The organism is Streptomyces sp. NPDC051563 (assembly GCF_044454225.1).
GTDB lineage: Bacteria > Actinomycetota > Actinomycetes > Streptomycetales > Streptomycetaceae > Streptomyces.
Genome location: NZ_JBITDL010000014.1, coordinates 35,127 through 54,239, shown reverse-complemented (window position 1 = coordinate 54,239; position 19,113 = coordinate 35,127). Strand labels below are relative to the sequence as shown.

Genomic DNA, 19,113 nt, shown 5'->3' with positions numbered 1-19,113 from the left:
GGCGCGAGGTTTGGGCGGCGTAAGTCCGATTCCGTACGAATTGGCCCGCACGTCGGGTAGTGCCCGCGTCACCGGAAGTGACCGACAGTCCGGGCCGGGACTCGCACCTTGTTGGAGATCCGCCTCTGTGCTGGAATTCGCGGGACCGCCGCGGGAATCAGCCGGCGCGCAGGTGGCGCGAGACAGCGCCGAGCGCGGCGGCAACGGAGAGGGAGACGCGCCGGTCACCGACGACCACCATGGGGCGCATTGCCCCACGACTCGACACCGTCCCACCGGTCGCCCGGCGGGACGCCTGGTCCAGAGGTTGCGACGCTAGTGCAGGGACGATTCAAGAGGGATGACAAGGGGTCTCCCCAGGCCCGTCAGGGCCGTGGGGACGCCGCGCCGGAGCAGGACCCGCGCGGCGGGACCGACCGTGGCTCCTCGCCCCAGCACGCCCAGAACCGCGGGCCGGCTGTCGAGAGCGGGGGCCCCGACGGCTCCGCCGCGGCGAAGTCCAAGGGCCGTGCCAAGCCCAAGGGCGGGACCAAGGCCGACGAGGAGTCGGGCAGCCGCGACGTGGCGATACCCCAGACCCCCCGTGGGTCCGGTTCCCGTCTGGCCATGCAGAACTGGCGCATCAGCACGCGACTGGTGTCGCTGCTGACCCTGCCGGTCGTCGCCGCCACCACTCTCGGTGGCTTCCGCATCAACGACTCGCTCAACGACATCGCGCAGCTGGAGCACATGCAGCTGCTGACGACGATGACGCGTCAGGCCACCAACCTGGCCGCCATGCTCCAGGCCGAGCGTGACAACTCCGCCGGTCCGCTGTCCGTCGACAAGTCGGGCAAGCCCAGCACCCTCGTCCAGGGCGTCCGGGACTCGACCGACTCCGCCGTCCGGGCCTTCGCCGCCGCGACCGACAAGGTCGACGTCGCGGAGGGCAACGACGAGACGCTCCGCTCGATCCGCAACAACATCCTGCAGATCGCACACGGGCTCAACAACCTCGAAGAGATCCGCAAGAACGCGTACCAGAACGGTGCCCAGCAGACGGTCACCGAGTACAACGCGCTGGTCGTCTCGCTGCTCTCGCTCTCGCAGGACATGGCCCAGGCCACCTCGAACCCCGAGATGATCAAGCGCACCCGTGCGCTGGCCGCGTTCTCCTCCGCCAAGGAGTACGCCTCCATCCAGCGCGCGATCATCGCGGCCGCGCTCCCCGCGGACCCGGCGCTGGCCGGCAACCTCACCGAGAACGACCGGCTCTACGCCCGCTCCGCCCAGAGCAGCGAGGAGCAGGCGCGCAAGACCTTCGAGCTCGTCTACCAGGGCAAGCCCGAGGAGCTCCTCGCGGCGCTCGGCGACGGCAACCAGGAAATCGCCACCGCCGACCACTACGCCCGCCGCGTCCTGGGCAACAAGGACCAGTTCGCCAAGGAGAAGAACCGCTCCTGGATGGACTGGTACGACGCGGACGACACCAAGCTCCAGGCCATGAAGGTCATCGAGCTCACCCTGCTCGAGGACATGGAGCAGAAGGCCCGCGAGCTCAAGAACGAGTCGCAGCGCGACGCCCTCATCAACGGTGCGCTGATCCTCCTCGTCCTCGGTGTCTCCCTCGTCGGCGCCTTCGTCATGGCCCGCTCGATGATCCGCTCGCTGCGCCGCCTCCAGGACACCGCGACCCGCGTCGCCCAGGACCGGCTGCCCGAGCTCGTCAAGCAGCTGTCGGAGTCCGACCCGCAGGACGTGGACACGACGGTGGAGTCCGTCGGTCTGCACACCCGTGACGAGATCGGCCAGGTGGCCGCGGCCTTCGACGACGTGCACCGCGAGGCCGTCCGCCTCGCCGCCGAGCAGGCCCTCCTGCGAGGCAACGTCAACGCGATGTTCACCAACCTCTCGCGCCGTTCGCAGGGCCTCATCCAGCGCCAGCTCTCGCTCATCTCCGAGCTGGAGTCGCGCGAGGCCGACCCGGACCAGCTGTCCTCGCTCTTCAAGCTCGACCACCTCGCGACCCGCATGCGCCGTAACGGCGAAAACCTCCTCGTCCTCGCGGGCGAGGAGCCGGGCCGCCGGTGGACCCGCCCCGTCCCGCTCGTCGACGTGCTCCGCGCCGCCGCGTCCGAGGTGGAGCAGTACGAGCGCATCGAACTCTCGTCGGTGCCCGGCACCGACGTGGCCGGCCGCGTCGTCAACGACCTCGTGCACCTGCTCGCCGAGCTGCTGGAGAACGCCACCTCGTTCTCCTCCCCGCAGACCAAGGTCAAGGTCACCGGTCACGCGCTGCCCGACGGCCGCGTGCTCGTCGAGATCCACGACACCGGCATCGGCCTCTCTCCCGAGGACCTCGCCGCGATCAACGAGCGACTCGCCTCGCCGCCCACCGTGGACGTCTCCGTCTCCCGCCGCATGGGTCTGTTCGTGGTCGGCCGCCTGTCCCTGCGACACGGCATCCGCATCCAGCTGCGCCCCTCCGACTCGGGCGGTACGACGGCACTCGTCATGCTCCCGGTGGACGTCGCCCAGGGCGGCAAGAAGCCGGCCCCGATGCCCGGCCAGGGCGGTCCCGGCGGCCAGGGTGCCCCCGGCGCCCCCGGTCAGGGCGGTCCCGGTACTCAGGCGCAGGGCTCGATCCCCGCTCCCGGTGCGCGTCCCCCCGCGGGCGCCGCCCCGCAGCGCGGCCAGGTTTCCGCGGGCAACCAGCGCGCGGCCCTGCCGGGCCGCGACGGCGGCCCCGGCGGCGCAGGCGGCCCCGGCGGCGCAGGCGGCCCCGGTGGCGCAGGCGGCCCCGGCGGCCCCGGCGGTCAGCCCCAGGGCCCCGGCCCGCAGGGCGGACGGCCGCAGCAGGGCCCGGGCGGCCAGACGCAGAGCGCCTTCGGTTCGGGCGCTCCGCTGCCGGGCCGCGGCCCGGTCCCGAGTTCCGGCGGTCCGGGCGGCTTCGGCGGTCCGGGCGGCTTCGGCGGCCCGCAGGCCCGTCCGGTCGGCGCCCCCACGGCGTCCGGTCCCGGCGGCTTCCCGCAGGGCAACGGCTTCGAGCGTCCGCAGCAGCCGCAGTCCCCGCAGCCGCACCAGCCCCAGCAGCAGGCACCGCAGCAGTCCCCGCAGCAGGAGGGTCAGCAGCAGGCCGGCGGCCCGGCCGCGCGCGGTCCCCGGCCGCAGCTTCCGCCGCGCGGCGGCGCGCCCCGTCCGGAGCTTCCGGGTGCGGGCGGCGGACCCTCCGCGATGCCCCAGACCACCACGTGGGGCGCCGGCCAGCGCGGGCACGACGTACCGCGCGGCCACGACGAGCTGTCGGGCCCCGGTTCCACGTCCGAGTTCCCCCGGCCCGACTTCAACGCCCCGGCCCCGCAGGCGGGCGGCGGCGGCCAGGCCGGCCATGACAGCGCCGCCACGGGCCAGTTCGCCCGTCCCGAGTTCGGCGACCCGGCCTCCACCGGCCAGTTCGCCCGCCAGGACTTCGGCAACCCGGCCTCGACGGGCCAGTTCGCCCGTCCCGAGTTCGGCGACCCGGCCTCCACGGGGCAGTTCGCCCGCCCGGACTTCCAGGCCCAGCGGCCCGGCGGCCCCGGTGTCGGCGGCTTCGCCCAGCCCGGACAGGCTCCGCAGCCGCAGGGCGGCTACGCCCCCGTACCGACTCCGCGTGCGGAGGCTCCGCGGCTGCCGCAGGCGCCCCGTCCGGAGGCGCTGCCCCCGGCGGGCGCGGGTACCGGCGAGGGCCGCAGCCCGATCTTCGACACGCTGGAGTCGAACTGGTTCCGCCAGGAGGGCGGCCAGCCCGCGGCTCCGGCCCCGGCGGTGCCCCAGCAGGCGCAGCCGGCGGCTCCGGCTCCCGTCGCCCCGCAGCGCCCGCAGCAGCACCAGCTGCCGCAGCGCGGCCAGGAGCAGGCTCCGGCCGAGCCGGCGCAGGCGGCCACCGGCGCCGTGCCGACCGTGAGCTGGCGCTCCTCTCCGAACGACGAGCTGATGCGGCAGGCCGAGCGCGTGCGCCAGCCCGCCGCCGGCGGCATCACCACGTCGGGTCTGCCCCGCCGGGTCCCTCGGGCGAACCTCGTGGCCGGCACCGCGCAGCAGCAGGCCGAAGCACAGGCCGGCCCCCAGGTTTCGCGGTCCCCGGACGACGTCCGCGGCCGTCTCACCAACCTCCGACGCGGTATCCAGCAGGGTCGGCAGGCCGGCACCACCGGCCCGGCCACCGGCAGTTACCACATCGACCCCACTTACCAGCAGGAGCGATAGTTGAGTTCGATGAGCCAGGCGGCACAGAACCTGAACTGGTTGATCACCAACTTCGTGGACAACACCCCCGGGGTGTCCCACACCGTGGTGGTCTCCGCCGACGGCCTCCTTCTGGCCATGTCCGAGGGTTTCCCCCGCGACCGGGCCGACCAGCTCGCCGCGGTGGCCTCCGGGCTGACCTCCCTCACCGCGGGCGCGTCCCGCATCTTCGAGGGCGGCGCCGTCAACCAGACGGTGGTGGAGATGGACCGCGGATTCCTCTTCCTGATGTCCGTCTCCGACGGATCCTCGCTGGCCGTACTGGCGCACCCCGAGTGCGACATCGGCCTCGTGGGCTACGAGATGGCCCTCCTCGTGGACCGCGCCGGCAGCGTCCTCACCCCGGACCTCCGCGCGGAACTGCAGGGAAGCCTGCTCATCTGACTGCCGCTCTCCCGGCCGGACGGTACTGCCGGCCGGGGGACCGGGGCCCCGGCCCCGGAACCCAGTACCACCGCCAGGCCGTCATACCGTCCCCCCACCGGCCGCCCCGTCAGACGGCACGCTGACCATTGCTGTCCAGCCCGGAGGATCAATGACCCCGCCCCCCGCCTATTCCGATCAGTACGGAGACTCGTACTCGGAAGGCGACCAGCCGCTGGTTCGTCCGTACGCGATGACCGGTGGCCGGACCCGGCCGCGCTACCAGCTCGCCATCGAGGCGCTGGTCAGCACCACGGCCGATCCGATGCACCTGTCCGGGCTGCTCCCGGAGCACCAGCGCATCTGCACCCTCTGCCGTGAGGTCAAGTCGGTCGCGGAGGTCTCCGCGCTGCTGAACATGCCGCTCGGTGTCGCACGGATCCTCGTCGCCGACCTGGCGGAGGCCGGCATGGTGGCCATCCACCAGCCGGGCAATGGAGAGGCCGGCGGAACGCCGGATGTAACGCTGCTCGAGAGGGTTCTCAGTGGACTTCGCAAGCTCTAACGGCGGAGCGGCTCCTCGCTCCACCACCTCCGCGAAGATCGTGGTGGCGGGTGGCTTCGGCGTGGGCAAGACCACGTTCGTGGGCGCCGTCTCCGAGATCAACCCGCTGCGCACCGAGGCCGTGATGACGTCCGCGAGCGCGGGCATCGACGACCTGACCCACACCGGGGACAAGACGACCACCACGGTCGCCATGGACTTCGGCCGCATCACCCTGGACCAGGACCTGATCCTGTACCTCTTCGGTACCCCCGGACAGGACCGCTTCTGGTTCATGTGGGACGACCTCGTGCGCGGTGCGATCGGGGCGATCGTCCTGGTCGACACGCGGCGCCTGGCCGACTGCTTCCCGGCCGTGGACTACTTCGAGAACAGCGGTCTGCCGTTCGTCGTGGCCCTCAACGGCTTCGAGGGGCACCAGCCGTACACCCCGGAGGAAGTCCGCGAGGCGCTGCAGATCGGCCCGGACGCCCCCATCATCACCACCGACGCCCGCCACCGCGCGGACGCCAAGAGCGCGCTCATCACGCTCGTCGAGCACGCCCTCATGGCGCGGCTCAAGTAGCGGCCCGGGCAGGGGCGCCGCGCAACGAGTGCTTCGCCGACCGGTTTTGGGGGGCGGGCTGTGTCATGCGACACGGCCCGCCCCCTTCGTTCATAACGTTTCGACAGAGAATTGCCGGTAGTTGGCGACACGGTGCGTTCGTCCGGTGCCGCTGCGCTCACATCTGGCCCCGTTTTTGCCGCAGGACGCTCTTTATGTCCGATTTATGTGGGGCATAAGGCTCTAGGAATGGCCGATTTCAACTGTTTGGAACACGGCCGTTAACCGTGCTGGAATTCAACGAACTAGCTAGTAGCACCGCCGAGAGGTTGTTGGTCGAGTGAGGCGAAGCAACTCGAGCCCCGCGGATGAACCCGCGCGCGGCAACTTCACCCCGCCGCCGCGCGCGGCCGCGTCTGCCCTTGACGTACCCGTGGAACCATCCGTGAGCAGCGGCAGCACCAGCAGGTTCTCGCCCCGCAACTGGCGCGTGCCGACCCGTCTGAACGCCATCCTCCTCGTCCCGGTCCTCGTCGGACTCGTCATGGGCGGCTTCCAGGTCAAGGGCTCGATCGACACCTGGAACGAAGCCAAGGACGCCGAGAAGACCGCCGTCATCGTCCAGGCCGCGGCCGAATACGGCCAGGCGCTGCTGAACGAGCGCGACCTCACGGCCGATCCCCTGCTCAGGGGCCAGCGCGAGTCCGAGCCCGTTCTGAAGGCCTACTCGGCCACCGACGCCGCCAAGGCGAAGTTCGCCGAGGCCGCGAAGGACCTGCCCGCGGGCCAGGGTCTGGAACGCCGCCTGGAACTCTTCCGCCAGGAGGAGCCCAAGCTGGAGCAGGTCCGCAAGACGGCCTACCTGCCGCAGCTGGAGACGCCGAAGAAGGCCCTCCCCAAGGCACTGGGCCCGATCCCGACCGAAGAGGGGTACGTGCTGGTCCAGCACTACCTCATGCAGTTCTCCAACGAGCTGGGCCTCGGCACCGGCAACGTGACCTCGTACGGCCGCATGGTCTATGCGCTCGAACTCTCCAAGGCCGCGAACTCCCTGCAGCGCTCGGTGGGCACGCACCTGCTGGTCCGGCCGAGTGCGAACGAGGACATCCGCAAGGCCCAGCTCGTCGCCTTCTCCTCGTACGCCTACCTCGAAGAGATCGCCATCGGCGAGTACGTCGCCGCCGGCACCGACGAGGACGTCGCGCGGCTGCGCGAGATCATGGGCAAGAAGTCCGAGGAGGGCGCCCAGAAGCTCGTCGCCGCCAAGCAGGCGGCCGAGCAGGCCGGCACCGTCTTCCACGCCCCGCCCGTGGTCAACGACTCCGCGCTCACCGGTATGACCGAGGCGATAGCCAGCGGCGAGAAGCCCGCCAAGCTCGCCGCCGACGGCACCACCCCGCAGGCCTGGCAGGCCGCGGCCACCGCCAAGTTCGACGGTTACGCCGAGCTCGAGAAGGAACTCCTCGACAAGGCCCTCAAGGACTCCGTCGCGGTCTCCGACGAGGCCCGCAACGACGCGATCCTGACCGGTGTCATCGTGGTCGTGGCCCTGCTCGCCGCCTTCATCCTGGCCGGCATGATGGCCCGCCAGATGGGCAAGGCCATGCGCCGCCTGCGCAGCGCGGCCTTCGACATCGCCGAGCAGCGCCTGCCGATGCTCGTCGACCAGCTCTCGCGCACCGACCCGGGCAAGGTCGACACCCGCGTGGTGCCGATCCCGATCGACTCCCAGGACGAGATCGGCGAGGTCGCCCGCGCCTTCGACCAGGTCCACCGCGAGGCCGTCCGGCTCGCCGCCGAGCAGGCCCTCCTCCGGGGCAACGTCAACGCGATCTTCACGAACCTCTCCATGCGCAACCAGTCGCTGATCGAGGGCCAGCTGACCCTCATCACCGAGCTGGAGAACAACGAGGCCGACCCGGACCAGCTGGAGAACCTCTTCCGCCTGGACCACCTGGCCACCCGCATGCGCCGCAACGGCGAGAACCTCCTCATCCTCGCCGGTGAGGAGCCGGGCCGCCGCTGGGACCAGCCGGTCCCCCTCGTCGACGTCCTGCGCGCCGCCTCCTCCGAGGTGGAGCAGTACGAGCGCGTCGAGCTGTCGGGCGTCTCCGAGGCGGAGATCCACGGCCAGGCCGTGACCGACCTCGTGCACCTGCTCGCCGAGCTGCTGGAGAACGCCACCACCTTCTCCTCCCCCCAGACCAAGGTCCGGGTCAACGCGACGCGTCTGCCCGACGGCCGGGTGATGGTCGAGATCCACGACAAGGGAATCGGCCTGACGGCCGAGGACTTCGCGGACATCAACCACAAGCTGGCCAACCCGCCGACCGTGGACGCCGCGATCTCGCAGCGCATGGGTCTGTTCGTGGTCGGCCGGCTGGCCGACCGGCACGGCATCCGCGTCCAGCTGCGGCCCTCGGGCGAAGCGGCCGGCACCACCTCGCTGGTCATGCTCCCCGACCCCATCACCCACGGTGGCGGTGGCGAGGAGATCCCGGCGGACGACTTCACGGTCTCCCAGATCATCCCGCGCCAGCAGTCCCAGCAGCCGGCCGCGCTGCGCACGGCGGCCGAGCTCGGCTTCGACGACTCCCGCTACGAGGTCCACCGGGCCGACCAGCCGGGATTCGACGAGCCCGCCGCCGACCCGGTCGGCCGGTCCCTGGGCCGCGAGGACCGCCGGGCCGCGCTGGAGGCGCAGGTCGGCTACCCGCAGCCGGAGACCCGGCCGCAGCCGCCGTACGAGGAGCCCGCGGCGGAGTATCCGGAACCGCAGCCGGAGCACGCGTACCAGCCGTACCAGGGCTACGAGCAGCAGCCCGCGCAGGGCTACGACCTCGGTTACGAATCCGCTCAGGCCGGGCAGGGATACGACGCGTACACCCAGCAGGAGTACGCCTATCCGGAACCCGATTACACGGATCAGCGACAAGAACTCCCGGCCTACGACGGTGGGTACGATGCCCCTTCCACCGCGGCGGAGTGGCCCCAGCAGAACACCTACCCGGGCTCCTACCAGCAGGATTACGGGACCGAATCGGAATCACCGGCCGCTCCCGAACCTGCCCGGGAGCGCGTAGGCTTCGACCGTCCGGGCTCCACTGCAGACGCCGGTCACCAGGTGACCGGGGCGGGCCTGCCGCGACGCGGCAGCCAGCCGCAGCAGCGGCCGGGACAGCAGGAAACGGAGTCCTCCGGATCCCTCTTCGAGCAGCGGCCGCAGCGTCAGCAGCAGCCCGCGGCTCCGGAGAAGGCCCCCGGGGAAACGGAAGGCCCTGCCGACTGGCGCTCGAACAACGACGAGCGCTGGCAGCAGGCCGCCAAGCTCCGTGAGCCGAAGGCCGGCGGGGTCACCCCGTCCGGTCTCCCCCGGCGCGTGCCCAAGGCCAACCTGGTCGAGGGCGCTGCGGAGACGACGCCGCAGGGAGGCCCCGAGGTCTCCCGGGCCCCGGAGGACATCCGTGGCAGGTTGAGCAACCTGCGACGCGGTGTCCAGCAGGGCCGCAACGCGGGATCCGAGCAGTCAAGTAACAGCTATGACCAGGAGCGTTAGTGTGAGCGCGATGAGCCAGGCGGCGCAGAACCTGAACTGGTTGATCACCAACTTCGTGGACAACACCCCAGGGGTGTCCCACACGGTGGTGGTCTCCGCCGACGGCCTCCTTCTGGCCATGTCCGAGGGTTTCCCCCGTGACCGGGCCGACCAGCTCGCCGCGGTGGCCTCCGGGCTGACCTCCCTCACGGCAGGTGCCTCGCGCATCTTCGAGGGCGGCGCCGTCAACCAGACGGTGGTGGAGATGGACCGCGGATTCCTCTTCCTGATGTCCGTCTCCGACGGATCCTCGCTGGCCGTACTGGCGCACCCCGAGTGCGACATCGGCCTCGTGGGCTACGAGATGGCCCTCCTCGTGGACCGCGCCGGCAGCGTCCTCACCCCGGACCTCCGCGCGGAACTGCAGGGCGGACTTCTCAACTAGCAGACAGGCAGTGCGTTTCGCGTCACTGGACCATAGGGTGCGGTGGCGCGGTTCCACAGGGAGTACTGCGTACTTGGAGTCGGAGGAGGAAACGTGACAACACCCGGAGGACATCCCTATGGCGGCGCGCAGCAGCCGCAGGGTGGGCACGACCAGAACCGCTTCAACTTCCCTTCCGCTCCCAGCAACCGGCCTTCGCCGGAGCACGACCCCGCTTCCGGGCAGCCGTACCAGCGGCAGCCCTACCAGCAGCCGCAGCAGCCGTACGGACGCCCGCAGCAGCAACCGCAGCAGCAGCAGCCCGGACACTCCTACCGGTCCCCGCAGCAGCCTCCGCGCGGCGGGCGCCCGCAGGCTCCGCAGGCGCACAACCCGCTGGTGCGTCCGTACGCGATGACCGGCGGCCGGACCCGGCCGCGCTACCAGCTCGCCATCGAGGCGCTGGTCAGCACCACGGCCGATCCCGCGCGTCTGCAAGGGCAGTTGCCCGAGCACCAGCGCATCTGCCTCCTGTGCCAGGAGATCAAATCCGTCGCGGAGATCTCGGCACTTCTTTCCATTCCTCTTGGCGTAGCCCGGATCCTCGTCGCCGACCTGGCGGAGGCCGGCCTCGTAGCCATCCACCAGCCCGGCGGCGACGAGTCCGCCGGCGGTCAGCCAGATGTGACACTGCTCGAAAGGGTGCTCAGTGGACTTCGCAAGCTCTAACGGCGGAGCGGCTCCTCGCTCCACCACCTCCGCGAAGATCGTGGTGGCGGGTGGCTTCGGCGTGGGCAAGACCACGTTCGTGGGCGCCGTCTCCGAGATCAACCCCCTGCGCACCGAGGCCGTCATGACGAGCGCCTCCGCCGGCATCGACGACCTGACCCACACCGGGGACAAGACGACCACCACGGTCGCCATGGACTTCGGCCGCATCACCCTGGACCAGGACCTGATCCTGTACCTCTTCGGTACCCCCGGACAGGACCGCTTCTGGTTCATGTGGGACGACCTCGTGCGCGGCGCCATCGGCGCCGTGGTCCTCGTCGACACCCGCCGTCTCGCCGACTGCTTCCCCGCCGTCGACTACTTCGAGAACAGCGGCCTGCCCTTCGTCATCGCCCTCAACGGCTTCGACGGGCACCAGCCGTACACCCCGGAGGAAGTCCGCGAGGCCCTGCAGATCGGCCCGGACGCCCCCATCATCACCACCGACGCCCGCCACCGCGCGGACGCCAAGAGCGCGCTCATCACCCTGGTCGAGCACGCCCTCATGGCCCGCCTGCGGTAGCCGTCCCGGCCGTACGCGAAAGCCCCCCGCGCTCCGAGGAGTGCGGGGGGCTTTCGCGTGGTGCCTGCGGGGCTTCGCGTACTAGCCCTGCCAGCTGCGCGGGCCGCGGAAGCCGGGGGTGCGCTCCAGGCGGCGCCAGCCGGCCTGGGAGCGGGCGGTGGCGGTGGAGGTGTCCTCGGGGGTGGCCGCGGCGCGGGCGAGCAGGATCGCGGTGATCGCGGCCAGCTCCTCGGGCTCGGCGTTGCCCTTCTCGACCTTCAGCAGGGTTCCGGTGGCGTTGCTCATCGGTGGCAGTTCTCCTTCTACGTCTACTGGGGCGGGTTGCCGTGCTTGCGCGACGGCAGGTCCGCGTGCTTGTTGCGGAGCATCGCGAGGGCGGCGACGAGGACTTCGCGGGTTTCCGCGGGGTCGATCACGTCGTCCACGAGGCCTCGCTCGGCCGCGTAGTACGGGTGCATCAGCTCGGCCTTGTACTCCTTGACCATGCGCGCACGCATTGCCTCGGGGTCTTCGGCGTCGGCGATCTGCTTGCGGAAGATGACGTTGGCGGCGCCCTCGGCGCCCATCACGGCGATCTCGTTGGTCGGCCAGGCGTAGGTGAGGTCGGCGCCGATGGACTGGGAGTCCATGACGATGTAGGCACCGCCGTAGGCCTTGCGCAGGATCAGCGAGATCCGCGGGACCGTCGCGTTGCAGTACGCGTACAGCAGCTTCGCGCCGTGGCGGATGATGCCGCCGTGCTCCTGGTCGACGCCCGGCAGGAAGCCGGGGACGTCCAGGAGGGTGATGATCGGGATGTTGAAGGCGTCGCAGAGCTGGACGAAGCGCGCCGCCTTCTCGGAGGCGTGGATGTCCAGGACTCCGGCGAGGTGCCCGGGCTGGTTGGCGACGATGCCGACGACCTGGCCGTCCATCCGCGCCAGGGCGCAGATGATGTTGCGGGCCCAGCGCTCGTGGATCTCCAGGACGTCGCCCTCGTCGACGAGCTCCTCGATGACCTTGAGCATGTCGTACGGGCGGTTGCCGTCGGCGGGCACGAGGTCCAGCAGGACCTCGGACCGGCGGTCGGCCGGGTCGCTGGTCTCGTGGACCGGGGGGTTCTCGCGGTTGTTGGAGGGCAGCATCGTGATGAGGTAGCGGACCTCGGAGATGCAGGTCTCCTCGTCGTCGTACGCGAAGTGCGCCACGCCCGAGGTCTCGGCGTGCACGTCCGCGCCGCCGAGGCCGTTCTGGGTGATCTCCTCGCCGGTCACCGCACGGACCACGTCCGGACCGGTGATGAACATCTGCGAGGTCTCCCGGACCATGAACACGAAGTCCGTCAGGGCCGGGGAGTAGGCCGCGCCGCCCGCACAGGGGCCCAGCATCACCGAGATCTGCGGGATGACACCCGAGGCCTTGGTGTTGCGCTGGAAGATGCCGCCGTACCCGGCGAGCGCGGAGACGCCCTCCTGGATGCGGGCGCCGGCGCCGTCGTTCAGGGAGACCAGCGGGGCACCCGCCGCGATCGCCATGTCCATGATCTTGTGGATCTTCGTGGCGTGGGCCTCGCCCAGGGCGCCGCCGAAGATGCGGAAGTCGTGCGCGTAGACGAAGACCGTACGGCCCTCGACCGTGCCCCAGCCGGTAATGACACCGTCGGTGTAGGGCTTCTTGGCCTCCAGGCCGAACCCGGTCGCCCGGTGGCGACGCAGCTGCTCGACCTCCTTGAAGGAACCCTCGTCCAGCAGCAACGCGATCCGCTCACGGGCGGTGAGCTTGCCCTTGGCGTGCTGCGCTTCGGTCGCCCGGTCACTCGGGCCGCGGCGCGCCTGCTCGCGCAGGTCGTGCAGCTCGGCCACGCGCCCGCGGGCGTCCGTCGGCTCGCTCGGAATCTGGTCCACAACGGTCATGTAATGACCTTACGAAGCCGGACCGGAAAAACCCTCCGTCGAATCCACACAGTGTCGGGTGTCTTCCGCTGTCCGGGCCGGACAGAACCACTGCGGGAGCAGTGCGTCCCACCAGGCAGGACCTTGGTCCTTTGTCGAGTCTCCACAAAACAATCGCCCAAGTGGCCGCCAAGGCGTCACCAAGATGCCGTCAAGCCATCCAAGCCGCCCACAAGAGCGTGGGAGGTTGAAATTTGAACGGAATGGGTCTAGCGTCGTTCTTGTTGAAAGTTCAACGATTCATCGAGTGCCGGACATCTGGCGGCACGCTCACCAAGGAGTAGCCATGGGTCTCTTCACCCGCCGCACGCAGGACACCGCCACGACCGCCGTCGCCACCCTCGACGTGGACCCGGCCCTCGCCGCGCTCACCGGCGACTACGTCATCGACGCCTCCCACAGCAGCATCGGCTTCACCGTCCGCCACGCGATGGTCACCAACGTGCGCGGCACCTTCGCCGAGCACGAGGGCTCCCTGCACCTGGACGGCACCGACCCGGCCCGCTCCACGGCCTCCATCGACGTGAAGATCGCCTCCGTCGACACCGGCATCGGCGACCGCGACGGCCACCTGCGCTCGGGTGACTTCTTCGACGCCGAGACCTTCCCGCTGATGACCTTCCGCTCCACCGAGGCCCGGCAGCTCGGCGGCGACAAGTACCGCATCACCGGTGAGCTGACCATCAAGGACGTCACGCGCCCGCTCTCCATCGACCTGGAGTTCGGCGGCTCGGCCACCGACGTCTACGGCAACGAGCGCGTCGGGTTCGAGGGCTCCGCCGAGATCCTGCGCTCCGACTGGGGCCTGACCTGGAACGCGGCGCTGGAGACCGGCGGCGTGATGGTCAGCGACAAGGTGAAGCTGACCTTCGACATCTCGGCGATCAAGCAGGCGTGAGGCCGGTGACGGGCCGCGGGTCCGGGGGCGGCTAGAAGTCGCCCCCGCCGAACCCGCCTCCGTCGAAACCGCCGCCGCCGCCGAAGTCCCCGCCGCCGAAGCCTCCCCCGCCGAAGTCGGACGGGTTGAAGTCGGCCCCGGAGACGTCGCCCCCGTCGAAACCGCCGCCCCCTCCGTCGAAGCCGTTGCCGCCGCCGAAGTCGGAGGCGTAGGCCGGGCTGGACATCATCGAGCCGAGCATCGTGCCCATCAGCAGGCCGGGCAGGATGCCGCCCCCGAAGTAGCCGCCCGCCCAGGGGCCGTACGCCGGGCCGGCGTCGTAGTAGGGGCGCGGACCGTGCTCGGTGTCGACCGTGCGGACCGCCGGGTCCCGGCCGTCGCGCAGCCGGACGGCGTCCGCCGCGCAGACCGGGACGGTACGGGCGGCCCCGCCCGCCGGGGCCCAGGTGGCGTCCTCGGTGCTCGGCCCGTGGCGCGGGTCGAAGAAGCAGGGGGCTCGGCGCTCGGGCAGCGGCCGGCCCTGCCGGCGCGCGTCGAGGCGGGCCAGGGCGTACCGGCCGTCCTCCAGTGCCTGCGTGACCCCCTTGACCTCCTCCGGGTACTGCACGGAGGCCATGATCTGCTTGGCCTTCTCGTACGAGTCGAGGCCCTGCTCGTAGTCCGCGCGCATGGCGTCGTCGGCGCCGGGCTCACCGGGGTGGAAGTCGAGGCGCTCCAGCTCCTCGCCGAAGGCCGTGATGTCCTCGTCGACCACCACGCTCAGCCGCGCGATGGACTCGCGCCGGAGCTCTTCCTTCTTCCTGCGGTTGCGCTTGACCAGCGCGTACGCCCCGCCACCACCGACGGCGGCCACCACACCGAGCCCGATCAGGGCGCCCACGGGGGCCCCGTCGTCGGTGCTCGCGGTGCCCCAGGAGGCGGGGGCCTTGCCCTTGGCCTGGGTGAGGGCCTGGTCCACGAAGGCGTTGAGCTCGGTGTTCGCGTCGACCGCTCCGCCCGCCTTGACGGCGTCGACCAGATTGCGGACCGCGTTGTTCGGCATGACGGCCCGGTCGGCGCCGGCGTTGAAGCCGTCCCCGAGCCGGATCGCGTAGAGCCCGGTGACGCCGGTCTCGGTACGGATCGTCCTGAGCACGCTGTCCGCGGGGAACGCGGCGGTGGCCGGGAGCACGGCCACGAACACGGGCTTCCCGGCATCCTTGATCTTCTTCGCGAGCGCGTCCGCCTGCGCGGGCGACAGCTGCGCGGCGGCGCCGGGATCCACGTAGACCGGCCCCTTCTTGAGGGCCTCCGCCACGGCCGTGGTCCCGTCGGCGGCGGACGCCCCCGGGGCGGCCAGCAGCGCGGTCGCGGACAGCGCCAGCAGCAGAGCGGCCAGCAGCGATCCCATACGTACGGACATAAGCCTGGTCCTCATAGTCACGACGCTACCCGAACGGGTTCAATCCCGTGTGAGCTGGACATAAGGACCATCGCCCTGCCGGCCGCCTCCGCCGTCTCATCCTGCCGGAGCACGACGAGACGGCGTACGCGGACTACTCCGCCGGCTCCACGCCCGCGTGCAGGAGGCCGTAGGTGAAGGCGTCTTCCAGGGCCTGCCAGGAGGCGGCGATGACGTTCGGGGCGACGCCGACGGTGTTCCACTCGCGGGTGCCGTCGGTGGTGGTGACCAGGACCCGGGTCGTGGAGGCCGTGCCGTGGGCGCCCTCCAGGATGCGGACCTTGTAGTCGATCAGCTCGAACTTCGCGAGCTGGGGGTAGAAGCGTTCCAGCGCCACCCGCAGCGCCCGGTCCAGTGCGTTGACCGGGCCGTTGCCCTCCGCCGTGGCGACGATGCGCTCGCCCTTGGCCCACAGCTTCACCGTGGCCTCGTTGGCGTGCGTGCCGTCGGGGCGGTCCTCGACGATGGCCCGCCAGGACTCGATGCGGAAGTACTTGCGTGCCCGGCCCTCGGCCTCGGCGCGCAGCAGCAGCTCGAAGGAGGCGTCGGCGGCCTCGTACGTGTAGCCCTGGAGCTCCCGCTCCTTGACCCGCTCCACCACCCGGGAGACCAGCGCGCGGTCCCCGCCGAGGTCGACGCCGAGCTCCTTGCCCTTGAGCTCGATGGAGGCCCGGCCGGCCATGTCGGAGACGAGCATCCGCATGGTGTTGCCGACCCGCGCGGGGTCGATGTGCTGGTACAGGTCCGGGTCGACCTTGATGGCCGAGGCGTGCAGGCCCGCCTTGTGCGCGAAGGCGGAGACCCCGACGTAGGGCTGGTGCGTGGAGGGGGTGAGGTTGACGACCTCGGCGATGGCGTGGGAGATGCGGGTCATCTCGGCCAGGGCGCCCGCGGGCAGGACCGTACGGCCGTACTTGATCTCCAGCGCGGCGACGACCGGGAAGAGGTTGGCGTTGCCGACCCGCTCGCCGTAGCCGTTCGCGGTGCACTGCACGTGGGTGGCGCCGGCGTCCACGGCGGCCAGCGTGTTGGCGACGGCGCAGCCGGTGTCGTCCTGCGCGTGGATGCCGAGGCGGGCGCCGGTGTCGGCCAGTACGGTCGCCACGGTGGCGGTGATCTGCGCGGGCAGCATCCCGCCGTTGGTGTCGCAGAGGACCACGACGTCGGCGCCGGCCTCGTGGGCGGCGCGCACGACGGACTTCGCGTACTCGGCGTTGGCCCGGTAGCCGTCGAAGAAGTGCTCGCAGTCGACGAAGACCCGGCGGCCCTGGGAGACCAGGTGGGCGACGGTGTCGCGGACCATCTCCAGGTTCTCGTCCAGGGTGGTGCGCAGGGCGAGCTCGACGTGCCGGTCGTGGGACTTGGCGACCAGGGTGATCACCGGGGCGCCGGATTCCAGCAGGGCGCGCACCTGCGGGTCGGTGGCGGCCGAACCGCCCGCCCGGCGGGTCGCGCCGAAGGCGACGAGCTGGGCGTGCTTGAAGTCGATCTCCGCGCGGGCACGCGAGAAGAACTCGGTGTCGCGCGGGTTGGCGCCGGGCCAGCCGCCCTCGATGAACCCCACCCCGAAGTCGTCCAGGTGCCGGGCGATCGTCAGCTTGTCCGCGACCGTGAGGTTGATTCCCTCACGCTGGGCGCCGTCGCGCAGGGTCGTGTCGAAGACGTGGAACCCGTCGTCGGGGCCGGGGCCCGAAGCCGGCGCAGTCGGCTCGCTCGCCTCTGTCGTCGTCATGCTGATCTGACTCCTGTCGGATGGGTGGTTCCGGATGCCCGCCCGCGGGCAGGCCGACGCCACTGCCCCCATCATCGCGCGCTGCCCGGTCCCGGCATGTTCGGGCCGGAAAACGAAAAAACCTCTCGCGGGTGCGAGAGGTCTGCGCGCGGGTCTGAGGCACGGTGGCCGCCTCCGCGAAGTTCTTCCGCGGCTCAGCGGCCACTGGGGACCGGCGCGCTGCTGTCCATAATCATGAGCTGAGCAGGCACGTCGGCAGTCTGCCATACCGCATGCCGCGCATGGACGAGGATCTCAGCATGCGGGCACACTTGTCCGAGGGCCGGAGCGGCGGGGGTGGAGCGGCGGGACCCCGGGCTCAGGGCCTCGGGTTTGGTGCCTCGGGTTCAGTGCCTCGGGTTCAGGGCCTCGGGTTCAGGGCCTCGCTGAGGAACTCGCCGACGTGCTCCAGGATGTCGTCCCGCCCTATCCCGGGCAGGCCGACGGCGACCTGGATGCTGAACCCGTCGAGCAGGGCCCGCAGCCGGGCCGCGAAGCGGTCCGGGTCGACCGGCCGGAACTCTCCGCGCGAGATGCCCTCGGCGAGCAGGGCCACCAGGTCGCGGTGCCAGGCGCCCTCGATGGCCCCCTGCCGCTCCCGCTCCCCCGGTCCCGCGTTCTGCGAGCGGTTCCAGACCTCCAGCCACAGCGTCCAATGCGGATCGCGGGCGCCCTCGGGCACGTACAGGTCCACGTACGCCTGCAGGCGCTCGCGCACCGGGCCGCGGCGGGACAGCAGGGCGCGGCGCCGGGTGCCGAGGGCCGCCTCGCTCCACTCCAGGGTCTGGAGCAGGAGCTCGTCCTTGGTACCGAAGTAGTAGAGGAGGTGGCCGCTGCTCATGCCGACCTCGCGGCCGAGGCCGGCCATGGTCAGTCCGTCCAGGCCGCGTTCGGCGATGGTGGCCATGGCGGCGACCAGTACGTCCTCGCGCGGCGGCGCGTTCTTGCGCGCGGCACGTACCTCACCCGCCACCATGGCCCACTCCTCGTCCCGGCCGCCCCGCTCGGGGTCAGACCTTCGGCTGCTGCTGGGTGATGCAGTGGATACCGCCACCCCCGGCGAAAATCGTACGTGCGTCGACGAGCGTCACGGTCCGCTCGGGGAAGAGACCGCGGAAGATCTCCGCCGCCTCCTCGTCGCGCGGGTCGTCGAAGGCGCACAGGACCACGCCGCCGTTGCACAGGTAGTGGTTGATGTAGGAGTAGTCGACCCACTCCCCGTCCTCTTCCAGCACGGTCGGCGCCGGGATCTCCACGACCTCCAGCTGCCGGCCCTGCGCGTCGGTGGAGGCGCGCAGGATGGCGGCGATGGTCTTGCCGCGCTCGTGGTCCGGGTGGGCCGGGTCGGGCTGGCTGTGGACCATGACCACGCCGGGGCGGGCGAAGGCGGCGACGATGTCCACGTGGCCCTGGGTGCCGTAGGTGCCGTAGTCGCCGGCCAGGCCGTACGGGAGCCAGATCGCCTTGGTGGTGCCCAGGTGGGCGTGGATCTCGGCCTCGACCTGCTCGCGGGTCCAGTCGGGGTTGCGGCCCTTGCCGAGCTGCACGGTGTCGGTGAGGAGCACGGTGCCCTCGCCGTCGACGTGGATGGCGCCGCCCTCGTTGACCAGCGCCGTGCTGTAGGTGCGGGTCCCGACCAAGCCGGAGATCTCCCGGGCGATCTTCGAGTCGTGGTCCCAGCGGGCCCACTCCTGGGCTCCCCAGCCGTTGAAGGTCCAGTCGACGGCGGCCAGTTCGCCCGCGTCGTTGGTGACGAAGGTCGGGCCGATGTCGCGCATCCAGGCGTCGTCGAGCTCGCGCTCGACCAGCTCCAGTTCATGGCCGGCGGCCTCGCCGACGATGGCCCGGGCGCTGTCGGCGTCACCGGGCGAGACCACCAGGGTCACGGGCTCGTACGTGCGCACCGCGCGGGCGACGGCGCCCCAGGCCTCGCGGGCCTCCGCGAGCTCCTGCTCGTTCGTGAAGGTGGGGTTGGGGCTGGGCCAGGCCATCCAGGTGCGCTCGTGGGGAGTCCACTCGGCGGGCATCCGGAATCCGGCGTTCACGGGCGTGGTGTCGGTCATGGCAGGGAGGTCCTTACT

15 protein-coding genes are annotated in these 19,113 nt (G+C 71.2%); 9 read left to right on the top strand and 6 right to left on the bottom strand.

Annotated features, from left to right (window positions below):
* Positions 1–318: 318 nt before the first annotated feature.
* The 8 genes from ACIA8F_RS18125 (at position 319) to ACIA8F_RS18090 (ending at position 10,991) form a co-directional block, all read left to right on the top strand.
* Positions 319–4,227 (top strand): nitrate- and nitrite sensing domain-containing protein, encoded by a 3,909-nt coding sequence (locus tag ACIA8F_RS18125; protein ID WP_399379840.1) that lies wholly within the window; start codon positions 319–321, stop codon positions 4,225–4,227.
* A 9-nt stretch (positions 4,228–4,236) separates the two neighbouring features.
* On the top strand, positions 4,237–4,650 hold the full coding sequence (locus ACIA8F_RS18120) for a roadblock/LC7 domain-containing protein (RefSeq protein WP_008739864.1): 414 nt from the start codon (positions 4,237–4,239) through the stop codon (positions 4,648–4,650).
* Between the two features lie 151 nt (positions 4,651–4,801).
* On the top strand, positions 4,802–5,194 hold the full coding sequence (locus tag ACIA8F_RS18115; RefSeq protein ID WP_243337752.1) for a DUF742 domain-containing protein: 393 nt from the start codon (positions 4,802–4,804) through the stop codon (positions 5,192–5,194).
* Positions 5,175–5,759 carry an ATP/GTP-binding protein gene (locus tag ACIA8F_RS18110; RefSeq protein WP_243337754.1) on the top strand — a complete coding sequence of 195 codons (585 nt, stop codon included), beginning with the start codon at positions 5,175–5,177 and terminating at the stop codon, positions 5,757–5,759. Before ACIA8F_RS18115 ends, ACIA8F_RS18110 begins: the two co-directional genes overlap by 20 nt.
* Before the next feature lie 319 nt (positions 5,760–6,078).
* Positions 6,079–9,294, top strand: coding sequence for a nitrate- and nitrite sensing domain-containing protein (locus tag ACIA8F_RS18105; protein ID WP_399379837.1), 3,216 nt, complete (start codon positions 6,079–6,081; stop codon positions 9,292–9,294).
* Between the two features lie 10 nt (positions 9,295–9,304).
* Positions 9,305–9,718: a roadblock/LC7 domain-containing protein gene (locus ACIA8F_RS18100; RefSeq protein WP_243337850.1), complete on the top strand. Its 414-nt coding sequence runs from the start codon at positions 9,305–9,307 to the stop codon at positions 9,716–9,718.
* A gap of 93 nt (positions 9,719–9,811) precedes the next feature.
* Complete coding sequence (locus ACIA8F_RS18095) at positions 9,812–10,426, top strand: DUF742 domain-containing protein (RefSeq protein ID WP_399379836.1); 615 nt, start codon at positions 9,812–9,814, stop codon at positions 10,424–10,426.
* Positions 10,407–10,991 (top strand): ATP/GTP-binding protein, encoded by a 585-nt coding sequence (locus ACIA8F_RS18090; RefSeq protein WP_007266770.1) that lies wholly within the window; start codon positions 10,407–10,409, stop codon positions 10,989–10,991. The genes ACIA8F_RS18095 and ACIA8F_RS18090 overlap by 20 nt, the downstream gene beginning before the upstream one ends.
* 81 nt (positions 10,992–11,072) lie before the next feature.
* Here the strand turns inward: ACIA8F_RS18090 and ACIA8F_RS18085 are convergent, their stop codons facing one another.
* Both ACIA8F_RS18085 and ACIA8F_RS18080 read right to left on the bottom strand, forming a co-directional pair.
* Positions 11,073–11,276: an acyl-CoA carboxylase subunit epsilon gene (locus tag ACIA8F_RS18085; RefSeq protein WP_399379835.1), complete on the bottom strand. Its 204-nt coding sequence runs from the start codon at positions 11,274–11,276 to the stop codon at positions 11,073–11,075.
* 23 nt (positions 11,277–11,299) lie between these two features.
* A complete protein-coding gene (locus ACIA8F_RS18080) occupies positions 11,300–12,883 on the bottom strand; it encodes an acyl-CoA carboxylase subunit beta (RefSeq protein ID WP_385380693.1) in 1,584 nt (527 codons plus the stop codon).
* Between the two features lie 325 nt (positions 12,884–13,208).
* On the opposite strand from ACIA8F_RS18080, the gene ACIA8F_RS18075 reads away from it, so the two are divergent.
* Entirely contained in the window at positions 13,209–13,820 is a 612-nt protein-coding gene (locus ACIA8F_RS18075) for a YceI family protein (protein WP_399379834.1), read from the top strand.
* Positions 13,821–13,851: 31 nt separating this feature from the next.
* Here the strand turns inward: ACIA8F_RS18075 and ACIA8F_RS18070 are convergent, their stop codons facing one another.
* The 4 genes from ACIA8F_RS18070 to ACIA8F_RS18055 all read right to left on the bottom strand — a co-directional run bounded on the left by ACIA8F_RS18070 (position 13,852) and on the right by ACIA8F_RS18055 (position 19,095).
* The gene (locus ACIA8F_RS18070) at positions 13,852–15,237 is read right to left on the bottom strand and encodes a hypothetical protein (protein WP_399379832.1); all 1,386 of its coding nucleotides are present in this window, start codon (positions 15,235–15,237) and stop codon (positions 13,852–13,854) included.
* 118 nt (positions 15,238–15,355) lie between these two features.
* Entirely contained in the window at positions 15,356–16,993 is a 1,638-nt protein-coding gene (gene cimA / locus ACIA8F_RS18065; RefSeq protein ID WP_399379831.1) for a citramalate synthase, read from the bottom strand.
* Between the two features lie 400 nt (positions 16,994–17,393).
* Complete coding sequence (locus tag ACIA8F_RS18060) at positions 17,394–18,008, bottom strand: TetR/AcrR family transcriptional regulator (protein WP_399379829.1); 615 nt, start codon at positions 18,006–18,008, stop codon at positions 17,394–17,396.
* A 34-nt stretch (positions 18,009–18,042) separates the two neighbouring features.
* On the bottom strand, positions 18,043–19,095 hold the full coding sequence (locus ACIA8F_RS18055; RefSeq protein WP_399379827.1) for an agmatine/peptidylarginine deiminase: 1,053 nt from the start codon (positions 19,093–19,095) through the stop codon (positions 18,043–18,045).
* Positions 19,096–19,113: the final 18 nt, after the last annotated feature.